Source organism: Vibrio genomosp. F6 (assembly GCF_005146325.1).
GTDB lineage: Bacteria > Pseudomonadota > Gammaproteobacteria > Enterobacterales > Vibrionaceae > Vibrio > Vibrio cortegadensis.
The window spans coordinates 22,583-40,859 of the sequence record NZ_SYUT01000026.1; the positions used below are offsets into that span (position 1 = coordinate 22,583).

General features: G+C 41.4%; 16 protein-coding genes. 8 read left to right on the top strand and 8 right to left on the bottom strand.

The window, feature by feature from the left end:
- Positions 1 to 157 precede the first annotated feature (157 nt).
- Positions 158 to 751: a hypothetical protein gene (locus FCV43_RS10980; RefSeq protein WP_136995199.1), complete on the bottom strand. Its 594-nt coding sequence runs from the start codon at positions 749 to 751 to the stop codon at positions 158 to 160.
- A 331-nt stretch (positions 752 to 1,082) separates the two neighbouring features.
- On the opposite strand from FCV43_RS10980, the gene FCV43_RS10985 reads away from it, so the two are divergent.
- The 3 genes from FCV43_RS10985 to nqrM all read left to right on the top strand — a co-directional run bounded on the left by FCV43_RS10985 (position 1,083) and on the right by nqrM (position 4,128).
- Positions 1,083 to 3,176, top strand: coding sequence for an alpha-amylase (locus tag FCV43_RS10985; protein ID WP_113800222.1), 2,094 nt, complete (start codon positions 1,083 to 1,085; stop codon positions 3,174 to 3,176).
- 263 nt (positions 3,177 to 3,439) lie between these two features.
- A complete protein-coding gene (locus tag FCV43_RS10990) occupies positions 3,440 to 3,910 on the top strand; it encodes a NifB/NifX family molybdenum-iron cluster-binding protein (RefSeq protein WP_136995200.1) in 471 nt (156 codons plus the stop codon).
- Entirely contained in the window at positions 3,910 to 4,128 is a 219-nt protein-coding gene (gene nqrM, locus FCV43_RS10995; protein WP_136995234.1) for a (Na+)-NQR maturation NqrM, read from the top strand. Before FCV43_RS10990 ends, nqrM begins: the two co-directional genes overlap by 1 nt.
- Before the next feature lie 21 nt (positions 4,129 to 4,149).
- Here nqrM and FCV43_RS11000 read toward each other — a convergent pair whose 3' ends face one another.
- Positions 4,150 to 4,464, bottom strand: a complete 315-nt coding sequence (locus FCV43_RS11000; RefSeq protein WP_136995201.1) for a DUF134 domain-containing protein — start codon at positions 4,462 to 4,464, stop codon at positions 4,150 to 4,152.
- 81 nt (positions 4,465 to 4,545) lie between these two features.
- Between FCV43_RS11000 and FCV43_RS11005 the strand changes: the two genes are divergently transcribed.
- Complete coding sequence (locus FCV43_RS11005) at positions 4,546 to 4,953, top strand: PaaI family thioesterase (RefSeq protein ID WP_170961646.1); 408 nt, start codon at positions 4,546 to 4,548, stop codon at positions 4,951 to 4,953.
- 9 nt (positions 4,954 to 4,962) lie between these two features.
- On the opposite strand, the gene FCV43_RS11010 is transcribed toward FCV43_RS11005, so the two are convergent.
- Together FCV43_RS11010 and FCV43_RS11015 are read right to left on the bottom strand one after the other, a co-directional pair.
- On the bottom strand, positions 4,963 to 6,228 hold the full coding sequence (locus FCV43_RS11010; protein WP_136995203.1) for a sensor histidine kinase: 1,266 nt from the start codon (positions 6,226 to 6,228) through the stop codon (positions 4,963 to 4,965).
- Positions 6,229 to 6,909, bottom strand: coding sequence for a response regulator transcription factor (locus FCV43_RS11015; RefSeq protein ID WP_017054412.1), 681 nt, complete (start codon positions 6,907 to 6,909; stop codon positions 6,229 to 6,231). It abuts the gene before it with no gap.
- A 155-nt stretch (positions 6,910 to 7,064) separates the two neighbouring features.
- Between FCV43_RS11015 and FCV43_RS11020 the strand changes: the two genes are divergently transcribed.
- The 3 genes from FCV43_RS11020 (at position 7,065) to FCV43_RS11030 (ending at position 11,959) form a co-directional block, all read left to right on the top strand.
- Complete coding sequence (locus FCV43_RS11020) at positions 7,065 to 7,868, top strand: efflux RND transporter periplasmic adaptor subunit (RefSeq protein ID WP_136995204.1); 804 nt, start codon at positions 7,065 to 7,067, stop codon at positions 7,866 to 7,868.
- A gap of 8 nt (positions 7,869 to 7,876) precedes the next feature.
- The gene (locus FCV43_RS11025; RefSeq protein ID WP_136995205.1) at positions 7,877 to 10,927 is read left to right on the top strand and encodes an efflux RND transporter permease subunit; all 3,051 of its coding nucleotides are present in this window, start codon (positions 7,877 to 7,879) and stop codon (positions 10,925 to 10,927) included.
- Between the two features lie 240 nt (positions 10,928 to 11,167).
- Positions 11,168 to 11,959: a hypothetical protein gene (locus FCV43_RS11030; protein WP_136995206.1), complete on the top strand. Its 792-nt coding sequence runs from the start codon at positions 11,168 to 11,170 to the stop codon at positions 11,957 to 11,959.
- Positions 11,960 to 12,043: 84 nt separating this feature from the next.
- Here FCV43_RS11030 and FCV43_RS11035 read toward each other — a convergent pair whose 3' ends face one another.
- Positions 12,044 to 13,015: a DUF2860 domain-containing protein gene (locus tag FCV43_RS11035; protein ID WP_136995207.1), complete on the bottom strand. Its 972-nt coding sequence runs from the start codon at positions 13,013 to 13,015 to the stop codon at positions 12,044 to 12,046.
- A gap of 505 nt (positions 13,016 to 13,520) precedes the next feature.
- Here FCV43_RS11035 and hpf point away from each other — a divergent pair.
- Positions 13,521 to 13,877, top strand: a complete 357-nt coding sequence (gene hpf, locus FCV43_RS11040) for a ribosome hibernation-promoting factor, HPF/YfiA family (protein WP_017054418.1) — start codon at positions 13,521 to 13,523, stop codon at positions 13,875 to 13,877.
- 189 nt (positions 13,878 to 14,066) lie between these two features.
- Here the strand turns inward: hpf and glpT are convergent, their stop codons facing one another.
- From glpT to FCV43_RS11055, 3 genes are all read right to left on the bottom strand, one after another.
- Positions 14,067 to 15,443, bottom strand: a complete 1,377-nt coding sequence (gene glpT, locus FCV43_RS11045; protein ID WP_136995208.1) for a glycerol-3-phosphate transporter — start codon at positions 15,441 to 15,443, stop codon at positions 14,067 to 14,069.
- Positions 15,444 to 15,841: 398 nt separating this feature from the next.
- The gene (locus FCV43_RS11050; protein WP_113800160.1) at positions 15,842 to 17,440 is read right to left on the bottom strand and encodes a BCCT family transporter; all 1,599 of its coding nucleotides are present in this window, start codon (positions 17,438 to 17,440) and stop codon (positions 15,842 to 15,844) included.
- A 318-nt stretch (positions 17,441 to 17,758) separates the two neighbouring features.
- Positions 17,759 to 18,160 (bottom strand): hypothetical protein, encoded by a 402-nt coding sequence (locus FCV43_RS11055; RefSeq protein WP_136995209.1) that lies wholly within the window; start codon positions 18,158 to 18,160, stop codon positions 17,759 to 17,761.
- Positions 18,161 to 18,277 lie beyond the last annotated feature (117 nt).

Here is an 18,277-nt window from a genome sequence, read left to right on the forward strand (position 1 = left end):
AATTTCATAACGTTACTTACGGTGTAATGCCAACGAGGGAGATAGTAATGGGAACTCACACTAAATAAAAGGTTATTAGCACCCAATCATTATGGACAAATTAATCCACAATAAAAGCAGCCGACAATCAACCACCTTCATCTTAAGATCAAAAGCTCTAATTTCCGTCAAACTCACGAAGCTCTATGCGAATGCGGCTGCTATCACTAGCCATAATGACAGTTTTGGATTGAGAAAGAGACTCAGATTTATGTCGCCACACCAATATTCGTGGTACTGAAAGAGGCTGGCTATTTAAAAAAGTAATTAGCTTTTTATCAACAGCATCAGGGGATGATTGCAACAGTTTTTTTTCTACATCAAAAAATGAATTTCCAATTTTGATACTGATTAACCCATAGCCATCTTTACGTAAATTAAGCTGAAGATCTGAATATACTAAAGGGCTAAACGCGCTGTTTAACACCAGTTTATCGAAGCGGTTTTCAACGAAAAAAATCTCAGCAGTCACTTCCGTCTTGTAATACCTGACCACATCACTGCAAAATTTTTCATTCTCCTTCTCTAAACCACAATCAAACAGCGTGTTGTCATATTTGATAGACTCTAACGCCAATGAACCATCAGCAGAACTAAGAGCTTCACCTAACCACGATGGATCCGCCGCGTAAGATGGCAGAACACAAAAGCAAGAAACACCGAATATTAGAGTGGATAAACGCATAGGAAATAACGCCGATTGAGAAGTCATTTTAGGGTATCTACTCTGATGCGGAAAAACAATCTCGTTTGTACCGCCCGTATACTCTCAATTGTATTTTCTCGATGTGTTTATTGATAAATATTCAGCAAACTATAATTCATAAACCTATAATCCATCAACTTATCGCATAGCAGCCGAATTCATTCTCTATCCTCTACGCCTTTTACGATAAAACTGTGATCACCTTCAGATCTCAAGGCGTAGTTTATGGGAATGATGTCGATTGATTTTTCTTCTTTTATCATAAGGATAGATCACTAACTTCAATGGATTGCCGATGAAACAGCCACTGTTTAACCTCAATACCTTCACCGCGACGATGTTTTCGACCAAAGCCATCGCCACTGCTTATACTCTAGGGCTCACTTTAGTGGCTGCAAACGCATTTGCGGCACCAACAATTACCATTTCCACCACAACGAATAGCCGTGACTTCCCACTTGATCCACAGAATGCGTTGGTTGTCCCTCTTACCAAAGATTCATATACGCTTAATATCAGCGGTGTGGAGGGTAACTGTTCTGCACCTGAAACCCAAAAAGTGAAATTTAACCGACCACTTCAATTGCAGTGTGGTGCGCCAACTGAGTTACCATTAAAAATTCGTTTCACTGGCGATTACTCGTTCGCATATGATGAGCAGCAACATTCACTGACATTTAAGCGCGAACCTAAAAAGTCGACTAAGAAAGAGTTCAAGCGCCCTATCCCAAATGTCACTTGTGATGCTTTCAGTGACAGCTTAGATAGCGATGGGTTGGTTACCGTTAACCTTGGTGATAGCTATCCAGAAGGCACCGTTCTTACTGAAGCTTTTAGCCAACAAACAGTGGTCGTAAAAGATCAAGCCGTACAATTTAAGCCTGCAGCAAACAGTGGCAATCTGGCTTTATTCGAACCAGCAGAGAAGCAGAAAAAACCGCAAAATTTGGACTACCGAAATGCCAATATCTATTTTGTAATGGTGGATCGTTTCAACAATGCCGATAGCAGTAACGATCAAAGTTACGGACGAAGAAAAGATGGCAAAGACGAAGTCGGCACATTCCATGGAGGCGATTTAAAAGGCGTTATCGAAAAGCTTGATTACATTCAAAGCCTTGGTACAGACGCGATTTGGTTATCTCCAATTGTAGAGCAAGTGCATGGGTTTGTTGGTGGTGGCGACAGTGGATCTTTCCCATTCTATGCGTACCACGGATATTGGACTCGTGATTTCACCAAGATTGATGAGAATTTCGGTAACGACAACGATTTACAAACTCTAGTTCAAGAGGCGCATAAACGTGGCATTAAGGTGCTGCTAGATGCCGTTATCAATCACTCAGGCTACTCCACTTTAGCTGACTTACAGTTTGATGGCGTTAATGTTCAAACTCAACCAAACTCACTACCGACCAAATGGGCAGATTGGACACCTAAAAGCGGTGAAAACTGGCACGATTACCATAAGAACATCGATTATAAGAGCCCTAATTGGAGCCAATGGTGGGGTGGCGACTGGGTTCGTTCAGGGCTGCCTGGTTATACCGCTCCAGGTTCAAGTGACATCACTATGTCTCTCGCAGGGCTTCCTGACTTTATCACTGAATCCGATAAAGCAGTAACACCTCCACAATGGTTGCTGAATAACCCAGGCACGCGTGTAGAGAAACGAGATAACTACTCTGTTGCTGATTACTTAATTGAGTGGCAAACCGATTGGGTTAAGCGCTTTGGTATCGATGGCTATCGTGTTGACACCGTAAAACACGTAGAAGGCGACGTGTGGAAACGCTTGAAAAAAGAGGCAAGCTCAAGCTTAGAAACGTGGCGTAAAGCGAACGACAAATCAGGACAACCTTTCTGGATGATGGGCGAAGTTTGGGGGCATACTGCTTACCGTAGCCCATATTTTGATGATGGGTTCGACGCACTGATCAACTTCGATATGCAGAAAAAGTTAGACAAAGGCGCGGCCTGCTTTAGTCAAATGCAATCAACCTATCAAGATTACGCAAACACGATCCAAGAAGAGGCAGACTTTAACCCTGTAAGCTACATGTCTTCACACGATACCGAGCTATTTTTCAGCCGTTTCAAATCTTATGACATGCAACGCAACGCGGCGAATGCCCTACTTCTGAGCCCAGGAGCAATACAGGTTTATTACGGCGATGAAGTGGGTCGAAATACTGGTCCTTATGCAGATGACTTCCACCAAGGTACACGTTCTGACATGGTTTGGAAAAGAGACAATAACCAAGATACGCTATTGAAACACTGGCAAACCCTTGGCCAATTCCGTCAAGCTCACCCTGCAATTGGCGCTGGCGTCCATCAAGAGATCAAACAGAACAATGGTTATGCCTTCTCGCGCACCTTAGGTGAAGACAAAGTCATTGTGGCGTATTTTGGGCGAGATAAATCTTAACCAAAAGCCTAGTGAAAACGATGATTTTCAATCATATATGTTTCAATCGGACGCTCGTTATCTTCTTATAAATAGAGCTTAACCGTCCGTAAGAACCCTTTGAAATGCAGCGCATAATACGCTGCATTTTTTTATTTCAATTTCCTTGAATTCTAATTTTTCAATTTTAATTACTGGCATATGCCAATAACTAGGCGTATTGTTACCTCAACAAATACTTTAAATCCATCTCTTCTCGAGAACGGATCATTCAGGAGGTTTCTATGATCTACGCCGTACCTTGCAACAACGCGACTATCGCTGGGCACTATTCGAAAGCAAACCAATTCTTAATTGTTGATGACAATAAGACACAGTCATTTTTCATTGATAACCCCGCTGTTTCTGTTGGCGGTTGCCAAGGAAAAAAACAGCTTGTTGAACAGTTGATCAAGCACCACGTCGATACGGTTGTCATCCGAAATATAGGCGAGCGTTTGCTAACAAAGTTATTCAACCACAATATTTCAGTATATAAAGCGAGCCGAAATTCTGAGCTTATGTCCGTCCATCCATCACAACTTGAAATCGTGACAGATTTGAGTGCAGCACGTCCATCGATAAATCATAAAAAAAAGGGATGTCATTCAGAAAAAACAAGAGATGCGAACGGTCACTCTAAGAAGCTATCTCCTCAAACCGTTAAGTCTTTGCGTCAAGTTCTGGGGCTTCATTCGCAGGAAAGTGAACAATGATGGTCTATGTCGCGACATTTCTGGTTTTTCTGATCACCATTATTCTCATGGCTATTGGTGTGATCTTCCATCGGAGGAGTATTCAAGGAAGTTGTGGCGGATTAAATCAGGTCGATATTGAACGGGTATGTAATTGTGAAACGACTTGTGAGGAGCACTCTCGCGTTCTATACAAAATACAAGAACCTAGCACAACAAAAATGCCGAGTGAATCGTAACTAGTATTGCGCTTAATACTGCTACAGCTCTTGTTCTTGTTCTTGTTCTTGTTCTTGTTCTTGTTCTTGCAACATTAGCGCCTTACCTTCAACGATACTCAGGGCTATTTTTCCACGGGCTCTCTTAATGATATTACCGAAAGTTTGACGAGAGACGCCCATTTGATCGGCTGATTCTTGCTGGTTCGCCCCAACAACATCGGCTAAACGAATAGCTTCAAACTCTTCAGCCAACAACACGATCTGTTGAAGATCTTTCATTGGCACCCCGTTGGGCTTGAAACAACTGTGAGCAGGCGTGCTGCATATGCGTCGAGATATTTTAGGTCTAGCCATGGAAACTCCTACAATTCAGGCTAGCTAACATAAATGACTCAAGCTCATCTGCCAAGCCTAATCATTAAAAAGGAAAATATTATGTTAATACAACGACCTGAAAACCACCAATCGTGCGTGATTTGTGGTGAGAAAAAATCGGACCGTGAACTGGGACTCACCTTTATTGTGGAAGACGAAGGAGTTGTCAGCACAACATTTACCCCCACTCGTGTCGTTCAAGGTTACCAAGGAGTCATGCATGGCGGCATGATCTGTTCACTTTTAGACTCAGCAATGACCAACTGTCTATTTTCGTTAGGCGTTCATGCCATGACAGCCGATCTTAATGTGCGCTTCATTCACCCTGTTCCACTCGATCAACCGATTACCATTCTGGGTGAGTTTATCCAACAAAGGAGAGGGATATATCAACTATCAAGCAGTTTGACACATCTAGGCGTAAAACTTGCCACGGCAACCGCTAAGTTTGTGGTGCCAAAACCTTAATCACAGAACCTAAAAAGTCAGCTTTGCGCAACAACCTCTGGTTACATTATTAGATAATTCAAAAGTCCAGCCATAGCTATCACATAAGCGTTTTACAATAAGAAGACCTAAGCCATGTTCCGTTTCTAGCTTATCTGTTAAACCGCTACCCGAATCAATAACTTGGATACAGTGAGAATCAATCAAAAGAGAGATTTCACCTTGCTGAGTAAAACGGATGGCATTGTTGAGCAGGTTTTTTAATATCATATTGAGAACAACGGGAGGCATATTCAATTGGCAATTTGATTCAATTTCGCTGCGGAATACAACACCAGCCTCCATCTTATTACTGTATTTTCCAAGCTGAAGGTCAGACTCTTGTACAAGGTGGAGATCAGTCGCATTACGCACATTTTCCTGTTTCACTATGCTCAAGAGCACTTCAACCGTCGCCTGCATATTATTCGCCGCGACAAGAATTCTCTCGCGTTGCTTAGCTTGAAAATCGGGATCATCTTTCATTGCTTGAAGGTTTGCCGCCCCTAGCACCACGGCAATGGGTGTTTTCAACTCATGGCTCGCATATTTGGCAAACATCATCTCTTGCTTAGCAAGTCGTTCCTTCATCTGCTTATAATCATTCAGGTGTGAGGTTAACTGTTGAATTTCATCGATTGAATGCCTTGTAACCTTAAAGTCATCCTGACTATTGTTTGATAATTGTTCACTTAACTCCGACACAGGTGACATTAAACCATCGAAAACTCGACGTAATGCAAAACGTAAGAACAGGATCAAAAAACACATTAAGCCGAAAGAGCTCAGCATCAACACTTCCCACCCGTCATCACCAAAATCAATTGCACGATTACCTACAACCAAATAGAGCGGAACCGTATTGCCTTGGTTATCTAAAAATGATGAATAAAAAACTAAAAAACCGTCATCATCATACATTCGGAGTTGCGTTACACTATTGTTTGCAAGTGGGAGCAATTCTGTGATTTCAGAATCCAAATCAACGTCACTATAATAAGCTTGTATATAGGGTCCTAAACTAGCGGTATCACCTTTTACTAGCGAGTAATGATCTTTTGCTATTTGCTCAAAAGAACGAAGATATAGTTCTAACTGTGTATTTTCATTGAAAATCAGATAGAGAGAAAAAGAAAAAAAGACAAAAAATGATGTTGATAGCGCTAAGACTGAGAAAATAAAAATCAGTCGTTTTTTTACATCTTCAATCGAATTGCCTAATGATTGGTTAAACAATATTTCTCGTAATTTTCTCATCTACGCTTCTAACCTAAAGCCAAATTTTGGCACAGTAATTAGCATAGGTTTTTCAAATGGCTTATCCAACACATTTCTTAATAGATAAATATGGCTTCGTAGTACATCCTTGTCTGGTACATCATCTCCCCATATTTCATGTATAAGCACATCGCGAGAAACCACATCCGGAGCTGCTTTCACAAATTTCACCAATAGCTGATACATCACAGGAGTAACAACAAGCACCTGGCCTTCACGAGTAACTGTATGTGAATTTTGATCAATTTTTAAACCCCCATACTGAATCAAAGAGCTAGCAACCTCACCTCTGTACCGCTTGATTAATGCAGTTAGGCGTACTTCTAATTCAGGGAAGTTAAATGGTTTAGTGACAAAATCATCCACCCCATGTTCAAAACCTTTTAATAAATCATCTCGTCCATTCAGTGCCGTTAACATCAGTATTGGCGTGGTACAGCCTAATTGACGCAACTCTTTTGCGACCTGCATACCATCTTTCTTGGGCATCATAACATCGAGAATAATTGCGTCGAATTCATGCTCTAATGCGAGAGTTAAACCGAGTTCACCATTATCGGCAAAATCTACTTGTGCACCTTTTACTTCTAAAAAATCGGCCAAAATACCTTGAAGCTCTTCATTATCTTCAACCACAAGTATCTGTTTATTCTCTAACATCTTGCATTTCCAACTATGACTATTGTTACTACAGTCTATCAATTTATTGTCGAAATAATGTCGAAATCAATCATTTATTAACCACAAAATCATTTCGACAAATTCTCGACATATACTTTCACACAATGGTGCCATCAGATTATAGGATCACCATTATGAAAATTTTTTTATTTACTCCACGATACCTCGCATTGTGCCTATCGAGCGCACTTTTCTCTCAACATGTATTAGCTATCGACCTAATTGGACATACCAAAAGTAAGCAACCACTTAATGTCGTGTCTGAAATCAGTGGCAAAATTGAAACCGCCAATATTGAAATTGGTGAAGAAGTCATTCGCGGTAAGACTATCGCCAATATCAAAGCTCAAGACTTTGCTTTAGAAGTCAGAAAACAGACCGCTAACCTTGAGCTAGCGAAAGCTGATTTAACGATCAAAACGTCGGTCTATGAACGCTATAAAGAACTGCGTCAGAAAAAAAGCTTATCTCAAAATGAACTTGATATTGCACAAGCCGATTACCAAAGTGCAAAAGCAAAGGTATCACTGGCAGAAATTGAGCTAATAAAAGCAGAACTCGATCTTAAAAACACCCAAATCAATACTTCTATTAACGGCTACGTGGTTAATCGCGCGGTTGAGAATGGCACTTGGGTAAGCCAAGGCGATCTGCTTTATCAAATAGTCAACATTGACACTTTAAATGTTCGTTTGCTTGCCAGTGAGTTCGATATAGCAGAACTGAGTATCGGGCAACCTATCGAGCTTTGGTCAGAGTCTAATCCACAATCAAAAATTCAGTCCGTAATCAAACGTATTGGTGTGGAGATCGATCCTCAGCAATTTGCTTATCCGGTAGAAGTCGAAATTGATAATTTTCAACATCAGTTTAAGCCTGGAATGTCCATTCATGCTACGACAACAGTCACTCCTATTTCCCAAACTCAATCTGAATAGGCCCAACGATGAACGGTTTTATTGCATATTTTGCCCAGCGCAGTTTCCTTGCTCGCATCATTACTGTGATGGTACTGATGATCGGAGCCGCCTCTCTGACGACCCTAAAACTTCAGGAGTTCCCAGACATTGCTTTTGCTGAAGTGGAGATTACCACCCAATATCCGGGAGCCACCGCACAAGATGTTGAAGTTAACATCACTAACTTAATCGAAAAAGAGCTCAAATCCGTTGAAGGTATTCGTAAATTTACGTCTGAATCTTCCGATGGTTCTTCATATATCTCTATTGAAATAGACGAAGCCGTAGATACACCAAAAGTTCTACGAGACATACAACAAGCCGTAGACCGAGTCACGGGCTTGCCGAAAGATGTGAAAAACCCACCAGCGGTCGCCCAGAAAAGTACCTCATCCTTCGAAGTATTAACCTTTGGTGTCAGCCTCAAAGGTTTGAACCATGAGCAATACAATGAAGAGCAATACTCACAACTTCAAGCTTACACTCGACAACTGGAAAACCAGCTAAAAGGCGTTTCTGGTGTTGGTACGGTGACCATGACGGGCTTTAACGAGCGTGAATTTTGGATTGAAGTCGATCCTGAAAAAGTAAGTCGTTATCAGCTCACGTTCAATGAAGTCATTAATGCCGTCAATAATCGTAACCTTTCGCTGTCTGGTGGCGTTGTTGAGTCTTGGAACAGTGAACAAAAAATTGTCACCATGACTCAAGTTCAATCGGTCAAAGAGCTGTCAAAAACGATCATTAAGGTTCTCCCTACTGGCGGGCTTGTGCGCTTATCTGACGTTGCTGATGTGGTTGATACCTTTGAAAAAGCGTCTCAACAAGGTGTTCTGAATGGCGAATCTGCCATTTTATTTAGCGTAACCAACTCAGAAAGTGCGGATATTATTGCGACCATCGCCAATATTAAAAGCTTCCTTGAGAGTGAACAGCGCCAAATTGGTGAGGTGTTTTCATTCGATTACGGCTTAAATCTTGGCGATGACATGAGCGACAAATTCTCTATCGTCTCGATGAATGGCGGAATTGGCTTGGTCTTAGTATTAGCAATATTAAGTATGATACTGAAACGTCAAATAGCCTTTTGGGTATCGGTATCTATTCCATTTTGTATTTTGGGGGTAATAGCAATACTACCCATTCTAGGCATGAATTTAGACAGTATCACTCTCGCGGCTTTACTACTGGTTATCGGTATTATTGTTGATGATTCAGTCATTGTGGCAGAAAGCATTTACCAACAAAAAGAGTCTGGCAAAAGTGCCCTTGAAGCTGCCGTAGTTGGTACAAAAAATGTCATCAAGCCTATTATTGCGAGCTTAACGACTACCGCTTTGGTTTTTATTCCGATGTTTTTTATACCGGGGACAATGGGTAAGGCTATTATTGTGATCCCAATTACGGTGATTGCGGCATTACTCTTCTCTTTAGCTGAATGTACTTTCACTCTACCAGCGCATTTAGCCGACTCTCTAGCGACCAAAAAAGCGCAATCCAGTTCAAAGGATCACTTCCAAACCATCACCAAATTCTATTCTCGCCTTCTTGATTGGTCTCTGCAATTTAAGAAAAGCGTTTTGCTCATCGCCCTTTCAGCACTTGTTGTCGGTATTGGCCTTGCAACGCAATTAAAGCTCGATATTTTTCCATCAGAATCGGCAAAATACATTGAGGTGTATACTGAAGTTCAGCCAGGAACGCCATTAGAGCAAGTTCGTAAAGCCCACGCTCAATTAGAATCTGCAATAAGTGCTTTACCAAGCAATGAGCTTAAGAGTTATGAATTCACTTACAGCAGCCCTGTCACGACTGGTCTGATTGCGCTTACTAGTTTCGAACAACGAGATCGAACCGCTGACAATATTATTTCTGATCTTAACCGCCAGTTAGAAGGCATCGATGGCTTACCTTTCATAAAACTGTCTGTGGATGCGGGTGGCCCTCCTCCTGGTGAGCCAGTTGAAGTTCGCGTATTAGGCGGCACAATAGAGGAGCGAAGTTTAGCCGTCGATTCTGTAACTGAATGGCTGCATAACCAAGAAGGCCTCGATAAGGTCACGAATAATGAAGCGTTGAAAGATCCGCAACTGCAGATCATTCCTCAATATGAATGGTTAGCTCGCTATAACTTAACCGTTGCCGACTTGGCTTCCACTCTACGCATCGCATTTGAAGGTGACAGCGTAACCTCGACTTGGATTGGGGATCAAGAAGTGGATCTACGTGTGATCCTAAACGATAAGTATCGCAGTATCGAAAAGCTAGCGACCACAAAAATCTATACGCCATCGGGAACACAAGTTCCGTTGTCGAGACTAGCAAAAGTGACTCAAGTTGAAGCACCGCGTCTCATTAAGCACTACAACGGAACCCGTGAGATCACCGTTACGGCTCAAATCACAGATGACAACCTTAGCTCGGTAGATTTAAGCTCATCCATGCTAGCGGATTTAAAGGGCACATACCCATCAAGTGTGAAAATAGAAGCGGGTGGCGAAGCTGAAAGCACCAATGAGACCATGAGCGGGTTTGTTGTCGCTTTCCCTGCGGCAATGATTGGGATTTATTTCGTTCTCGCCATCATGTTTAATTCTCTGCTACAGCCACTATTAATTATGCTAGTGATCCCATTTGCGATCATCGCATCATTAATGGCGCTATTTGTTCACATGCAACCTATATCGCTCTTTGCCTTAATTGGTGTGCTTGGTATGACAGGGGTTGTGGTGAATAATTCTCTGGTGTTAATTAATAGAATCAACGAACTATTAGCCGATGACAACCTCTTAATCGACGCAGTAAGGGAAGCCGCCATAAGCCGATTGAGACCGATTGTTCTTACCTCTCTTACCACTGTGGTAGGGCTGCTTCCTTTAGCCTATGGTGTCGGTGGTACTGATGTGTTTATGGGACCAATGTCGTTAACCCTCGGGTATGGGCTGCTGTTCTCACTTCCGATTGTGCTACTCGTTATCCCATGCTTGTACTTACTTTTCTTCGGCCGAACTCATAAGAAATCACCGAGTAATCAGTAACCAATTCGCAAGTTAAAACATAATCTAAAGCCCACGCCATTATTGGTGTGGGCTTTGAAGTTTTTCATCCCCTGTGAATTCCCATGATGTATTCCGGGGTAATATCCACAAAATTTCCAATTTCCCCAACTTTTTTATCATAGTGATAGGTTGAAGTGATTTTTTGTGAGAATGGCGTTTTGTTAAAATTGATATAAGCGCATAATTAAATTCAACTAGCTGATTGATAAGAAGGAAATCATGCCCGAGAATTTGTCATTAATAGCTCAACCTGCTGAGTATTTAGCTCTAAAAGAGAAAACGTTTGACGAAAGACTTGAAGATATAAAACTTTCACAAGAAGAAAAAGATCTCATAACAGTGAGTCATACCAAGAAGATTGTCCTCGATAAATGTCTTGGAATGTTTAAGGTTGGCGAACTAGCTTCAACATTACTTAACTGGAATGAATCTATAGACCGAGAATTTAAAGAGGCAAAAAAAGAGCATCTCCTGACCACGTATTTTCAAAAAAATGAGAATAATGAGAACTCAATAAATGCAATAAAATCATTTTTACACAATCCACAAGGTAATGTTCTATTTAACAAAGTGCTCCAAATCTTGGATGACTCACCGCCAGATATTGAACTGTCAAATATCCTGTCTTCAGCATTACAGCATATAGTGAATGATGATTTTGTTTCGTTATTTGAGAAGCATAAATTTGCATTAGCTCAAATTGAAAAGCTAACACCTCAAGCACTTTTAATATTAAATGATCATCAGCTTTATCTGCTCATTCCAGCTTGGATGGGGCTTACAGCACAGGGAGATAAAGTTACATCATCTTGGTTAGAGCAATTTTCGGAAGCTTACATTGATAAAAAACAAATTCGAGATGAAGGGCATAAAATTAGAGTTACACATGCAATCAATGAATTAATTCAAGCCAAATTCATCGATGTTAGGCTCACAGGTGAACAAGGACGACTGGTTCAATGCGGTATAGAACAAATTGGTAATGAAATTAGAATGTACGTTGATAAGTAAACGCAATAAAAAAGCCAGCTGAATCATTCAACTGGCTTTTATTTCAATGGAGTAGTGAGTTACGCAACAACTGCCATTAGGGCGTTAAAATTCGTAGCTAACACCAACAGAAACTAGGTACTCTTTCTCATCATAGAATGCGATGTTTGATGATTGAACATCATATCCTAGCAAAGAAACGGCATTCCAATTTTCCCAACCCATTACGTCTTTGTACTCATAAGCGGCAAAAATACCGTAAGAGTTATCTTTACGCTTAACATTACCCAGTTTAGAGTTAGCAGCATCGTAGCTTGTGTTCATGTATTCCGCAGAAACAGATAAAGCATGGTTACCCATAACGCGCTGATATGACAACTCTAGACCGTAGCCTGTATTTGACATCGCTTTACCATCTGCTGAAAAAGATTTGTAGATAATGGCAGGAGATAGCATTGATGTTTCTGACAAGAAATGGTCGTAAGAGAATGATGTATAGATACCGTTACCGTCACGTGCTAAATCTTTGTCTTGAGCCGCAAGCAAGTCATTATCAACTTCACTGGTGTAGTAACCTAAGTCAGCAGAGAAGTCGCTTCCCATAATGCCATCAAGTTGAAGACGGTAAGCATTACCTGTAATGTCCGTTGCTTTACGTTCTGTACCTGTTAGATACGGATCTTCCCACGTTTCGCCACCAATGATTGACGGAAGGTAAGAAGCACTCACAACCATGCCACTTTCAAATTCTTTCGCATAACCAAGCTCTAATGCAAAATCACCTACGGCAACATCGCTTTCAGATGTACCAAAAAAGATCTGTTGATCATTATTCGAACCAAAAGTATACGTTAACTCACCCAGCGGTGCCGTTAGAAACTCAGATTCAGAACTACCTGCTGAGTCTAGGGTGCCGTTCTTCGTTTTCGTATCCATGTTAAAGTTACTTTCACTCGACATGACCCCTGTTAATAGAGCAATTTTACCGCCGAAGCCGCTTTCTTCAGATAGTTCAGCAAGTGTAGGAAATGACATAAGGCCAGCAAGAACTGACAGGCAGACTAGATTTTTTTTCATAATGATCTCTATAGTTATATGAAGTGGGCGGGGACAAATTAAATGTTTAACAGTGAAAAAAAAGTCGAACTTATCATCCACAAAAATAAATAAAGTAGCAATATGTCAATAAGGTGAATGCATGCACAAACAAAACAAATGTATGGAACTTAATACCAATTTTAGACCACACGACTTCATCAAATACTGTCCTATCCCATAACTAGTTACCGAACATACACTTATGAATGATGAGCAGCCCTACCACGACACTCTCATTGAATAGCCTATATAAATGTCACACCATGCGCGTTCAAAAAATAAACAAATTATTGATATTTAAGAATAATTACCAAAACCTTCAAAGAGAGTATAAATTTGAAATATTTGGTTTAGTTCAATATTTAAATGACAAGATTTTCAAAACACGGGGTCGAGTCACACATCTTAACAGCATCGCTTTGCGATTCGATGACAAGTTTGCTACGTTTAAAAGACGAAATGCTCGTATGAAAAGGTATTATCTATGAAAGTAAACATCCAAACTCATCACGTATCAATCAACGATGATTCACGGAAAGAAATTGAACACAAATTCGAAAAGATATCTTCTCACTTCCCAGATTTAATCAGTTGCGACATCATCATTACAAAGGAACACGGCGAACATAATGTTGAGACTTTTACTAACTACGAAGGCGTTCGAGTTTCTGCAAAAGCAACTGATAAAGTAATGTATCCAGCGATTGCAGCTGTGCTTAAAAAACTAGAAACAGGGCTTAAAAACAGAAAAGGTCAGCTTAAGTCTGATCTTCATGAAAAACCAACAAGTACTAAGCCTGAAATTGCATCAGACATCATTCAAGAGATGAAACTAGTTTAATTAAATATTGATTCAAATGAAGCCAGCACGAGTCGTGCTGGCTTTTTTAGTTTTGGTTCGTTTGAATGATAACCATCAATACAGTCGCGTTTCCCGTGGACCATTTCACTGCATAGAAAAAGAGAGGCAACTAAAGTCATTAGTTGCCTCTCTACTTACTGGTTCTATCTTTCAGTTACCGACCATCGGTTATGCGATGGCTTCCTCTTTTTGTTTTTCCTCTTGTAATTTATTTTTATGATGATTTTTTTCACCAACAAATGCATAAATCAAACAGATGATTGAGGCGATACAAGAACCGACTAAAATCATAAAGCCGCCATCCCAGCCAAAGTGGTCAACCGTATAGCCAAGTACCGCATTAGCAGCAACAGCTCCACCTAGATAACCAAACAGCCCTGTTAAACCAGCGGCGGTTCCTGCTGCTTTCTTCGGTGCAAGCTCCAAAGCATACAGACCAATCAGCATTACAGGACCGTAAATTAGGAAACCAATCGCGATTAAGGCTGCCATATCGACACCAGGGTTACCTGCTGGGTTAAACCAGTAAACAAGTACCGCTACCGTGACAAGAACCATAAACAAGATCCCTGCTGGTGCTCTTCTGCCTTTGAATAATTTATCTGAAATCCAACCACATAACAGCGTTCCTGGAATACCCGCCCACTCATACAAGAAATAAGCCCATGACGATTTATCAACCGTAAACTCTTTCGCTTCTTTTAAGTAAACAGGAGCCCAATCCAATACACCATAACGAATCAGATATACGAACGCATTGGCGATCGCGATTGACCACAATAACTTGTTAGAGAATACGTATTTGAAGAAAATCTCTTTCGCCGTCATCTCTTTTTCATGAGACGCATTGTAATCATCTGGGTAGTCATCTTTATACTCTTCAATCGGAGGAAGACCACACGATTGAGGCGTATCTCTCACGGTAAACCAGACAAAAATAGCCACTAATGTTGCGAAGAAAGCAGGGACATAAAATGCGGTTCGCCAATCATCATTAAAAGCCCATAGGCCCAAAAGGAACATTGGCCCAATTAAGCCACCACCAACGTTATGGGCGACATTCCACACCGACACCACTTCACCGCGCTCTTTTCGAGACCACCAGTGAACCATGGTTCGTCCACAGGCGGGCCACCCCATCCCTTGGAACCAACCGTTAAGGAACAGAAGAATAAACATTGCGGTAATGCTGCCAGTTGCCCACGGCATAAAGCCGAAACAGAACATCACGATAGCTGACATTAATAGGCCAGCACTGAGGAAATACCTCGGATTAGATCGATCCGAAACACTGCCCATTAAGAATTTTGATAAACCATAAGCAATCGAAACAGCCGCTAAAGCTACCCCTAAATCACCTCGGCTGTAGCCCTCTTCGATCAGATATGGCATCGCCAAACTGAAATTTTTACGGACAAGATAATAGCCCGCATAGCCAACAAAAATACCAAGAAACAATTGCCATCTTAAGCGCGTATAAGCGCCATCGATCTGATTTCCGGCTAACCGCTCCATGTGTGCTTTGGGTTTAAATATGCCAAACATAGTAGACCTCATTATTATATTGAGTTTACTTTCGAACGAATTAACAATCACGCGTTCGAAGCTTGCGGCATTGTGGACACGATATGCAATCAGAACTGTGACAAATGTTTACAATTTTAATTTCACACATAAAAACAAATGATTAGTTGTAATTGTTGTTAACTTCGTTCGAATTATCCGTTCTCACAAAAATGTCCGATTACGAATCAAGTGAACAATAATAAAGGAAATGTTCATACGAAATTACCGTCTTATATACTCATTGATTGTTGGATAATCTATCCAACACAAAAATCCGGGTATAAAAAAGCCGCAAACAAACTTACGTTCATTTGCGGCATTTTGTTCGATGTCAGATCTAAAACTGAGTACGTTCAGTCAGCGATCTCTTGGCTGAATTAAGCTTGAGCTGCAAGTTCACTCTCAGCGGAAAGACGAGCATCTTGTGCTTTAGACATCTTAATTGCGGCTATTGGCCCTGTAATAAGGGTAATCGCTATAATGAGTGACACAGGCACCGCAGTGATCACGATAAACGATTGAAGTGCATTTAATCCCCCTTCACCCGCCATCAATAATACAGCCGCAACACAGCCCATGATGACAGCCCAGAACAAACGCTGTTTGCGATCTGGTTCATTATCACCAGAAACCACCATGGCAATGGAGTAAGCCATAGAGTCACCTGTCGTCACGACAAACGTTGTGGTCAAAACCAAGAACGCAGGAAGTAGAATTTCACTAAATGGCAGCTGCTGTAGAGATGCCAGCAGTACCGCAGGCAGACCGGCGTCAGCCAATGGTCCAGATATTACCCCAGGAGTTTGCAATTCAAGGAAAATACCCGTACCACCAAGAACTGAGAACCAAAAATTGGTCACAATCGGAGCCCCAACAGCGACCGCAAGTACTAATTCACGGATGCTACGACCTTCAGAAATACGCGCGATAAAAATTGCCATCATTGGAGCAAAACCGATAAACCATCCCCAGAAGAACCAAGTCCACCAAAGGTTCCAGCCAGGATTGCTATCCGTCACGCTCATGGTCGGCATATCTTTCAAGTAGGTCGCAAACGCGAGACCAAACTGTTCGAAAATAAATTGGGTTGGGCCTAAAATCAAAATAGCCAACAGTAGTGCGAACGCCCCAATAACATTAAGACGGCTCAACCACTGTAAACCTTTATCCATTCCTGATGCCGCAGAGGCCGCACAAACAGCCACGACAACAGCGAGGATCATTAGCTGTGAACTCATGTCATTTTTTAGCCCAGTTAACACTTCTAAGCTATAGCCCATCTGGGAAGCTAAGAAGCCAATCGGACCAATCGTTCCGGCTGCAACCGCAATGATTGAGCACGCATCAATAACCGCACCAAACCAGTGGTTCTCTAAGCGATCACCCACAATAGGAAATAACAGAGCGCGTGGACGCAACTTGATTCCATGATTATGGTGAGCATACATAAGTACGATCGTAGCTAGTGTTCCAAGTACAGACCAAGCTAAGAATCCCCAGTGCAAAAAGCTTTGACTCAAAGCAGGCACAATCGCGCTCGCACTAGAGCCCGCAATATCTGGGTAACTTGCTGAAGGCGTAATGAAATGATAAATCGGTTCAGCTGCAGACCAAAAAACACCGCCACCCGCCAATAGCGTACACATGATCATCGCTAGCCAGCGAAATGTGCCTATTGTCGGTCTGTTTTTGGTTCCCATACGAGTTTTACCGTAGCGAGTCGCAGCAATAAACAGTGCCACTGCAAAGTTTGCCACCATAAGCCATTGCCAAAAGTAGCCAAATTGCCCGGCAGCTTTTGAGAATAAACTCTGGATTAATACGGTAAAGCGAGGGAGATCAATGATCGCAGCCAATAAAAATAGGCTGATGAATCCAATAGTGAGAATTGGAACAAGTTGGACGCCGATACGGCGCTTTGAGGTTGTTTCTGTTACAGGTAAATCTTTGCCAATCTGGCATGCATCGGTTAGCATAAAACGCTCACGTAGTGTGTGAGGGGCGTCATATTACCAGTCTGATGCATTTTTACCAGATTAAAATGATAGATTGCTCACATAACAAGCGCAAGCAATCGATAGATTACACATTACAATATCTAAAGTTGATGTTTATCATAATGTTAGTAGCACACTTAGGACTGCGAATCCTATTTGATTACGAACCTCATTTAAGCGGCTGCCTCTCACTTTCCGATCACAAACCGAAAAAACTCCTATAAATCAAAGGGGTTTATATAAACCTGTCATCGATGCCATTGCGTGATACGATTTCGAACCCTACCTAGAATGCCATTAACGCACGTACTTAGCATCTAGGCTGACGTACCAATGATATAAAATGCCATCATCTTGCTTCACCCAAACATCATTGGTGTAAGCATCGATTTTCCCATTTACCACCAGTGCCAATGTATTTTCCGCACTACCCTTCAGTTTTACAAAGGGATCAGTCGTAATAAGGAAAGGAGTATGATCTTTTACATCCTCACCCTCTAGAGTAATAAAGTAGTGATACGTCAATGGGAGGCTAGGATCCCCAGAGTTATGTCGAAAACCAACCAGTTTAAAAGACGCATTAAGATCTAGATCTAATGTCTGTTTCTCTAAACTGGCTTGAGGCGGAAGAAATAACCACCCTACATAACTCACGGCAGCAAAAAGAATTACAATCAAAACCGCTTTTAACACCTTCATAAAATCACTCATTCTCTCAATAAAAAACCAACTAATGATACCACCGATATCGCGTCTCTAGCTTTACTGTTTATTTGATCAAAATCCATCACTTTTTCGTATAGAATCACGCTATTA